General features: G+C 55.7%; 8 protein-coding genes. 7 read left to right on the top strand and 1 reads right to left on the bottom strand.

Annotated features, from left to right (window positions below):
* The 7 genes from VI895_02115 to VI895_02145 all read left to right on the top strand — a co-directional run.
* Positions 1-2,319 (top strand): acyl-CoA dehydratase activase-related protein (locus tag VI895_02115; GenBank protein ID HLG18593.1); only part of this gene is annotated, 2,319 nt, incomplete at its 5' end.
* 3 nt (positions 2,320-2,322) lie between these two features.
* The gene (locus VI895_02120; protein ID HLG18594.1) at positions 2,323-2,601 is read left to right on the top strand and encodes a hypothetical protein; all 279 of its coding nucleotides are present in this window, start codon (positions 2,323-2,325) and stop codon (positions 2,599-2,601) included.
* A 63-nt stretch (positions 2,602-2,664) separates the two neighbouring features.
* The gene (locus tag VI895_02125; GenBank protein ID HLG18595.1) at positions 2,665-4,089 is read left to right on the top strand and encodes a DUF2157 domain-containing protein; all 1,425 of its coding nucleotides are present in this window, start codon (positions 2,665-2,667) and stop codon (positions 4,087-4,089) included.
* Complete coding sequence (locus tag VI895_02130; GenBank protein HLG18596.1) at positions 4,086-4,616, top strand: GDYXXLXY domain-containing protein; 531 nt, start codon at positions 4,086-4,088, stop codon at positions 4,614-4,616. The genes VI895_02125 and VI895_02130 overlap by 4 nt, the downstream gene beginning before the upstream one ends.
* An 11-nt stretch (positions 4,617-4,627) precedes the next feature.
* A complete protein-coding gene (locus VI895_02135; GenBank protein ID HLG18597.1) occupies positions 4,628-5,836 on the top strand; it encodes an MFS transporter in 1,209 nt (402 codons plus the stop codon).
* A gap of 66 nt (positions 5,837-5,902) precedes the next feature.
* Entirely contained in the window at positions 5,903-6,511 is a 609-nt protein-coding gene (locus tag VI895_02140; GenBank protein HLG18598.1) for a hypothetical protein, read from the top strand.
* A gap of 106 nt (positions 6,512-6,617) precedes the next feature.
* On the top strand, positions 6,618-6,962 hold the full coding sequence (locus tag VI895_02145) for a hypothetical protein (protein HLG18599.1): 345 nt from the start codon (positions 6,618-6,620) through the stop codon (positions 6,960-6,962).
* A 6-nt stretch (positions 6,963-6,968) separates the two neighbouring features.
* Here VI895_02145 and VI895_02150 read toward each other — a convergent pair.
* The coding region (locus VI895_02150) for an AMP-binding protein (protein HLG18600.1) at positions 6,969-7,846 on the bottom strand (878 nt) is incomplete at its 5' end.

The following is a 7,846-nucleotide window of genomic DNA, read 5'->3' on the forward strand; positions in this document are numbered from 1 at the left end:
ACCCAGGGCGCCACCCTGGAGGTCCAGGCCGTCGGGACCACCGGATACGCGAAAGACATTCTCCGAGACGCCCTCAACGCCGATGTCGCGTTGGTGGAGACCGTGGCACACACGGAAGCGGCTCTTCACTATTATCCCGACGTCGATGTCATTTGCGACGTAGGCGGCCAAGACATCAAGGTCATCATATTGAAAGACGGCCGCGTCACCGATTTCAAGTTGAACACGCAATGCTCCGCGGGCAACGGATACTTCTTACAGAGCACGGCCGCCGGTTTCGGCCAGCCGATCGAGAAATTCGCCGACCTCGCTTTTTCTGCTACGCAGATGCCGTCGTTCGGTTACGGCTGCGCCGTCTTCATGCAGACGGACATCGTCGATTTTCAGCGGCAAGGTTGGGCGCCGCACGAGATCATGGCGGGTTTGGCCAACGTTCTTCCGAAGAACATTTGGCTCTATGTGAGCCAGATCCCCAATCTAGCCAAGCTGGGGAACAACTTCGTTCTCCAAGGTGGAACGCAACACAATCTCGCGGCGGTCAAATCCCAGGTCGATTTCATCAACTCCCGCTTCCACGACGGCGATCGGAAGCCGAATGTCTTCGTCCACAAACATACCGGTGAATCGGGAGCGATTGGCGCAGCTATCGAAGCGGTACGCCTGTACAAGAACGGGATGCGAACGCACTTCATCGGCCTCGATGCCGTGGCCTCCATCGAATACAAGACCGCGACGGATGAACGGACTCGCTGTTACTTCTGTAAGAACAAGTGCCTCCGAACCTTCATCGACATCAAAAAGCGGGATGCGGAAGAGGATGCCGAAGTCGTCTACCAATCCAAAGTCCCCTTGGACAAAGGGATGTCGCGAATCATCATCGCCACCTGCGAAAAGGGGACCGTCGAAGACGTGAACGCCATGCGCGGGATCAAAGACGGCCTCGATAAGGTCAAAAAAGCGAACCCCAATCTCGTCTCTTATGGAGCCAAGGAGGTTTGGAAATCGTTCAATCCACCCAACGTTTCAGATCCGCTCCCGACCGACACGTGGAATGAAAAGGAAATTAAACGCGCTCAGTTGATGAAAGAGCGCTCGAAGATTCGGATCGGCATTCCTCGAGTCCTCAACCAGTATTCGACGAATCCCTTCTTCAGCGCCTATTTTGAGAGCCTGGGGATCAAGCCGGAGAATCTCGTCTATTCCGACTTCACGGACGAGAAGCTTTATAAAGAGGGAGCCAAACGGGGAGCCATCGACCCCTGTTTCCCGAGCAAAGTCGGCATTCCGCATGTGCATAATCTCCTTTATGTGCATCATAAAGAGAAGAAGCTCGACTACATCTTCTTCCCGATGATCGACTGTCTGCCGAGCTTTCTCCAGAACACGGCGGCCTCCCGCTCCTGCCCGACGGTGGCGATCACGCCGGAGGCGGTTAAAGCGGCGTTTATTAAGGAATCCAACGTGTTTGCCGACCTCGGCGTGAAATACTTGAATACGTTTTTGAACCTAAGCGATAAGCCGCTCTGCGCGAAGCAGATGTACGATGAGTTCAAGGACATCCTGGGGCTAAGCCCGGAAGAGAACGAGCGGGCCGTTAGAGAAGGCTACAAAGCGTTTGACACGTACTACTTCAATCTGCGAAGCCAAGCGAAAGAGCTTTTAGCGCAGCTCGAGCGTGAAAAGAAAATCGGAATCGTTATGCTCGGCCGGCCGTACCACAACGATCCGGGGATCAATCACGAGATCTTGGAAGAGTTCCAGAAACTCGGCTACCCGGTCTTCTCCCAAGACTCGCTCCCGATAGACGAAGACATCGTCATGCCGCTCTTCGAGGACGAGATTAAGCGGGGCGAGATCACGGGACCCTTCGATATCCAGGACGCTTGGAAGAACTCTTACAGCGAGAACACAAGCCGGAAGGTTTGGGCGTCCAAATTCACGGCACGGCATCCAAATCTCGTGGCGCTGGAGCTATCGAGCTTCAAGTGCGGCCACGACGCGCCGATCTATACGGTCGTGGAAGAGATCATCGAGGATTCCGGCACACCGTACTTCTCTTTCAAGGACATCGACGAGAACAAACCGGCCGGCTCGATTAAAATCCGGGTCGAGACGATTCATTACTTTTTGAAGCGCTACACCGAGGATCTTCGCGCCGGCGTCGCCAAGAAAGACGAACTTCACAAGCGGCTCCTGGCGTTGGAAACAAGCCTTCGCGAGGAGCTGGGGCTTTCCGTGCCGAAAGAAAAATCAAACGCGAACGTCATTCCGCTTCCGACCTTGGTGCCCCTCCCGCAAAGGGCTGCTTCGGCGGCGTAGACCATGCAGGGGTGGGACAAAACCATGTTCGAGATCTACCGCGAGGCGGAGTTCAATCGCCGTTATCACGTCATCTACTTCACCGAGCTCGGCAACCACGACCGGGACGAAGAAATTCCCAAGGCGGTCACGGCCGAGCATGTTTTTGACGGCTTTTTGAGCGGCTGGCGAAAAGAAGAGGCTAAGTATTTGATCGAACAGCTCCTGACGCGCCTGAATCAGGGAGAAACCCTTTCTCCGAACGACATTCGCCAAACGCTTAAACCGTACCTCGAAGACTAAGACCGTTCATAAGACATTTCAGCTTTATTGCTATCCCGCGTCAGGCTCTTTAAGCTTGCATTTGTGTTCTGGCTCGCAGGACTTCTCGTTCCATTGGCCATCCTTTGGTTTCTGAGCCGGCTCGTATTTCGGCGCACCGAACCTTTTGCAACTCGGTTGACGGGGCTCCTGAATCTCTGCGCCGCCGAGGGAATCATCTCCTCGGATCAGATGGGGAGAATTCTCGATCGCCTTAAGCAACAGAAAGCGGGCGTACAAATACGCGGGACGACCTGGATCGCCATTTTCGCGGGGCTCTTTGTCGCCGCCGGCATTTCGCTCGTCATCGCTCACAATTGGGATCAGATCGGGCCCGTTACCCGGGTCGTCTCGTTCTTGTTCTTTTTTGCTGCGGTGGGCGAAGCGGCGATCCGGCTGGAAGATCGAAGCATCGCATGGAGCCTGCCCTTCTCGATTCTCTGGTTCTTTTTTCCCATCCTCGGAATCGGCTTATTCGCCCAGACGTTTCAACTTTCCGGCGATCCGATCCGGCCGTTTTTAGTTTGGATTTTGCTGACCCTTCCTTTGGCTTGGTTCTCCCGGAGACGCGCCCTTCCGGTCCCGCACTTACTACTCATCGTGGGGGTTCTCTTTTTTGGAAGCTTCACCCCCAATCAAAGCCTTTCGTTGGTTGCCCACTACCCGTTTCGTGAAACCCTACCGTTTTCCCCCTGGGCCTGGCTGGGAGCACTCTTCTTGATCGGCCTTGCGTTTGCCGAAAGCTTCAAACTCTTGAACTCCGCACATCGAAAACATGTGCTCGGAATGACGCTCCTTTGGCTGACGTTGTTGGTCATCATGCCCACCCGGCTTGAAATCAAAAATGGCGGTTGGCTTTATGCCGCAGCGACCTCCGCTTCCACGCTTTGGCTGGCCCTCAACCTTTTATTGCGTAGCTCTCTTCCCGAGCGGGTCCCTTCCTATTTATCGGTTGTCGGATGCACGTATGCGATGACGTTTCTCTGGCACCTTCAGTCCCCTTTTCAAGGGAATGCCTCTCCGTTCGGCCTTGTACTGGTCTGCGGAATGGCGGCGACCGCACTCATCGTTTGTCTCGTGTTCGCGAAAGAACGGTTCAGCCCCCAACCCAACTGGCATTATTTTTTTCAGGTGCTCTTCCTGGGGCCCCTCTTGCTTTCGTTCGGCCTTCCCCATGTGAACGGTGAGGGCATCCGGATCATCGCCATCCTCGCGAATCTCTTTCTGTTTGTGGGAGCTTTGGGAGCCATGTGGCATGGATCGCTCATGGGAAGCGACCTCCGAATAAATTTGGGCGTGATCATTCTTCTCCTCTTGCTCGTCACACGATTTTTCGACGTGCTCGGAGATCTCGTTCAAGGAGGGATCGGATTTATCGTGTCCGGGCTGTTCCTTGGGCTCGTCGCTTATGTTCTTGGAAAGACGCGCAAACATCTGATGAATCGGTCGGGAACGGGGCCCTCACGATGAAAGCACTCCGCATCATTCTTGGGGCCCACCTGATCTTTTTCGGAGCGTGGGGCTTCTACCTCCTTACCTCCCATCAGGCCGGGAAATACGTTTGGTTGGAAACCATGCCTGTCGACCCGAGGGACTACATCAGCGGCCATTACGTCGCACTGAATTTCAAAATCGCGAATGTTTCGACGACCAAGTGCTCCGAAAGCACCGCAGTTCCGGGGACGATCGCGTACGTTCGCCTCGGCGAGGAAGATCAAACATTGTCCGTCCCGGAAGGCGTAATCCGAACCTGGGGCATTGTCGACTGCCGATTCGACCGACCCACAGGAAATCGCGACGAAACGTGGATGGAAGGAAAATTCGCAAATCAACCTTGGAGATCGTCTTCCTTCATTCAATACGGCATCGAGCGGTTCTATGTTTCGGAGGGTAGTCCGTTGCGAAACGCTCGAAGCGGCGACGTCGTGGCCAAGGTTTCCATCAACAAGAATTTCACACCGCGAATCGTGGACCTCGTGAAAATCGCTAAGCGATAGCTCCTCCAACGATGAGCGATCGGAGAGTCCTTTACATGGCGGCGTTTCTCCGAGCTCTCGCCACCGGAATGATCGGCGTCCTGATCGCCATCTATCTGGCGAAGCGCGGTTTCAGCCTGAGCGAAACGGGAACGGTCGTCAGCGCCGGCCTGTTCGGGGCTGCATCCGCCGCCATCGTCGTAACGCTGGGAGGAAATCGGCTCGGCTCCCGGCGCGTGTTGATCCTGCTTGCGATTTTGGGCGGTGTGGGCGGCTTGGTCGTGGCGTTCGCGCATTCGCTCCATATCATCGTCGCCGCCGCTTTTGTGGGCATGGTGAACGGAATGGGGCGCGACCGCGGGCCCTCTCTGATTATCGATCAGGCGATTCTTCCGGTAACCGCGAGCGATCAAGAACGAACTCTCGCCTTCGCTTGGTACAACGTTTTGCAGGATCTGGGTCACGCCCTGGGCGGATTGGCGGCCGGATTCCCCGTCCTTCTTCAGCATACCGGCTGGTTCGATGAAGTCGCGTCGCTAAAGACGTCCGTCGTGATCTACGCCGGAATCGTCGGCGCCACCGCCATCGTCTATTCGAGGCTTTCTCGACACTGTGAAAGACGTCCGACCGAATCGGCGCGGATTTCGAAGGAAAGTCGGAAGATCCTTTGGCGCATATCTTCTCTTTTCGGCCTCGACAGCCTCGCGGGCGGTTTTCTCACGGCGGCCCTTCTCGCCTACTTCTTTTTCGAACGATTCGGCGTGAGCATCGGCGCCGTGGGAGCGCTCTTTTTCGGGGCGCGAATCGCCAACGCGATATCCCATCTCGGCGCCGCATGGCTGGCGAGACGGATCGGTCTCGTCAACACGATGGTGTTCACGCACATCCCTTCGAGTTTACTGCTCATCACCGTGGCGTTTGCCCCGAACTTCCCCGTAGCCGCCGTCTTATTCTTGCTCCGCGAGGGATTGGTGGAGATGGATGTCCCCACGCGGCAATCGTACGTGATGGCTGTGGTCCGACCTCAAGAACGGATGTTCGCTTCGGGAATCACGCATCTCGTTCGTCTAAGTGCCTGGGCGATCGCTCCGGCTTTCGCAGGAATGCTCATGCAGACTGCCTCGCTAGCAATTCCCCTATACATCGGAGCGGGAATGAAAATAGCGTATGACGTCGCATTGTACGTCCTATTCCGCCGAGAGAGACCGCCGGAAGAACAGGTGAACATTCACACTTGTTAACGCGTTCTTTCTTTTGATTTCGGTTTTTTGTGGCTTGAAAACGAAACTTGGAAGTATGGTGGGTGGATGAAGCCTCGGGGGATTTCAATCCTTGCCTTGGGCGTTCTTCTCTCTCCATTCCCCGCCCGGAGCCATGAACTTGGATTTCTGTTGGGGGGAGGTCTGGAGATCAAGAACGCTTACGATGTCTTTACCGTCGGTCCCTACTACAGCACGGCATCACCCTCCAAGGAGCCGATACGGATGAATTTTTTCATACCCCTTCTTCTCAGCGTGGACACGGAGGACAACCCGCGGGTTTTCTCGCCTCCTCCGGCCTCAAGTATCAGTGCGATTTTTCCCGGACTTGAGAACGCCTACGCAATCGGCGTCACTCCCAGCCTCGAAATCGACATCGATCTTTACCGGCAGAAGCTCTTCTTGTCCCCCCTCTTTGGACTTAACCTCGACTATCAGAACATCGAAACGTTCTCCGGCAATTCAGTTAACCTCTTTTCCCTGGCCGTCGTTCCGGCGATGCAGATCAAGGCCATCGTGAATGAACGGGTTGTTTTGCGCTTTTCTCCATTTGCACTTTCGATCTCCCCCTGGCGTTACGGTGACAACGGCATCGGCAGCGACGCCGGAATGTCGGTCACGTATAACTTATTCGGCGGTGCTTCTTACCTGTTCTGAACGGCATCCCCCGAAAAAAAAGTTTACGCCTGCTCAATGTCCAAAATTCTAACTTGCTGACTTTATTGTTATATTTTATGGCATACGCGTTGCTCTTTGTAGGGTCATGCGCGTTCGGTTGATCTCCGTCTTTCTGGCGATTTGGACGTTCGTAGGCACGATGGCCCCTGTAAACTCCGGTCGCGTGTACGCGGCGTCGAATCCGACGCAGATTCAATCGACCGTACGGCCGAATTCAAACGACGGTCCCCCGATCGATATCATCGACCGACTTCTGAGATTCATTGAGGATCTGCTCAACGGTGTGAGCCACACGTTTCGCGAATTGCTCGAAATTCTCTGCGACCTATTCGCCTATCTAGGATCGATTTTCGTAAAGATCGACGACCAAATTCAAAGCTCGCAATGCCACAACCGTAGTTGCACCGATTACGGCACACGGCCGCATTAACGCCGATTAAGAACCGCGATTTTGAATCAATTCCTCGACGACCTGGGGATCGGCCAACGTCGACGTGTCCCCCAGTTCACCGTAATTATTTTCGGCGATTTTGCGCAGAATCCGCCGCATGATTTTTCCGGAACGGGTTTTCGGCAACGCCGGCGCCCATTGTATGACGTCCGGAGTCGCGATGGGCCCGATCTCTTTCCGGACCCAGCGAACGAGTTCCGATCGCAGGTCGTCCGAAGATTCCACGCCCGTCTTCAACGTCACGTAAGCGTAAATCCCCTGTCCTTTGATATCGTGCGGATACCCAACCACCGCGGCTTCCGCGACCTTTGTGTGCGCCACCAGCGCGCTTTCAACCTCCGCCGTGCCGATTCGGTGCCCCGAAACGTTCAATACGTCGTCCACCCGGCCGGTGACCCAGTAATAACCGTCTTCGTCTCGGCGGCTTCCGTCGCCCGTGAAATATTTCCCCGGATATTGGCTGAAGTAGGTTTGGATGAATCGATTGTGGTCCCCGTAGAGTGTTCGCGCCAGGCCGGGCCATGCATCCGCGATGCAAAGGTTCCCCTGGCAAGCGCCCTGAAGTTCCATTCCTTTTTCATCCACGATCACCGGTTTGACGCCGAAGAACGGCCACGTCGCGGACCCCGGTTTCAGCGGTGTCGCTCCGGGAAGCGGTGTAATGAGAATTCCGCCGGTCTCCGTCTGCCACCAGGTGTCGACGATCGGGCATCGGTTCTCCCCGACGACGCGGTGATACCAGAGCCAGGCTTCCGGATTGATCGGCTCGCCCACGGTGCCCAGCAGGCGCAGCGAAGTCAGCTTGCGCTTGGTCACCGGCGCGTCGCCCTCGCGCATCAGCGCGCGGATGGCGGTGGGGGCCG

Source organism: Bdellovibrionota bacterium, assembly GCA_035292885.1.
Classification (GTDB): domain Bacteria; phylum Bdellovibrionota_G; class JALEGL01; order JALEGL01; family DATDPG01; genus DATDPG01.

What these genes read in the sequence shown, in the direction of transcription:
- VI895_02120 (HLG18594.1), top strand. Translation starts at nt 2,323, where the DNA reads ATGCAGGGGTGGGACAAAACCATGTTCGAGATCTACCGCGAGGCGGAG.
- VI895_02130 (HLG18596.1), top strand. Translation starts at nt 4,086, where the DNA reads ATGAAAGCACTCCGCATCATTCTTGGGGCCCACCTGATCTTTTTCGGA.
- VI895_02135 (HLG18597.1), top strand. Translation starts at nt 4,628, where the DNA reads ATGAGCGATCGGAGAGTCCTTTACATGGCGGCGTTTCTCCGAGCTCTC.
- VI895_02140 (HLG18598.1), top strand. Translation starts at nt 5,903, where the DNA reads ATGAAGCCTCGGGGGATTTCAATCCTTGCCTTGGGCGTTCTTCTCTCT.
- VI895_02145 (HLG18599.1), top strand. Translation starts at nt 6,618, where the DNA reads ATGCGCGTTCGGTTGATCTCCGTCTTTCTGGCGATTTGGACGTTCGTA.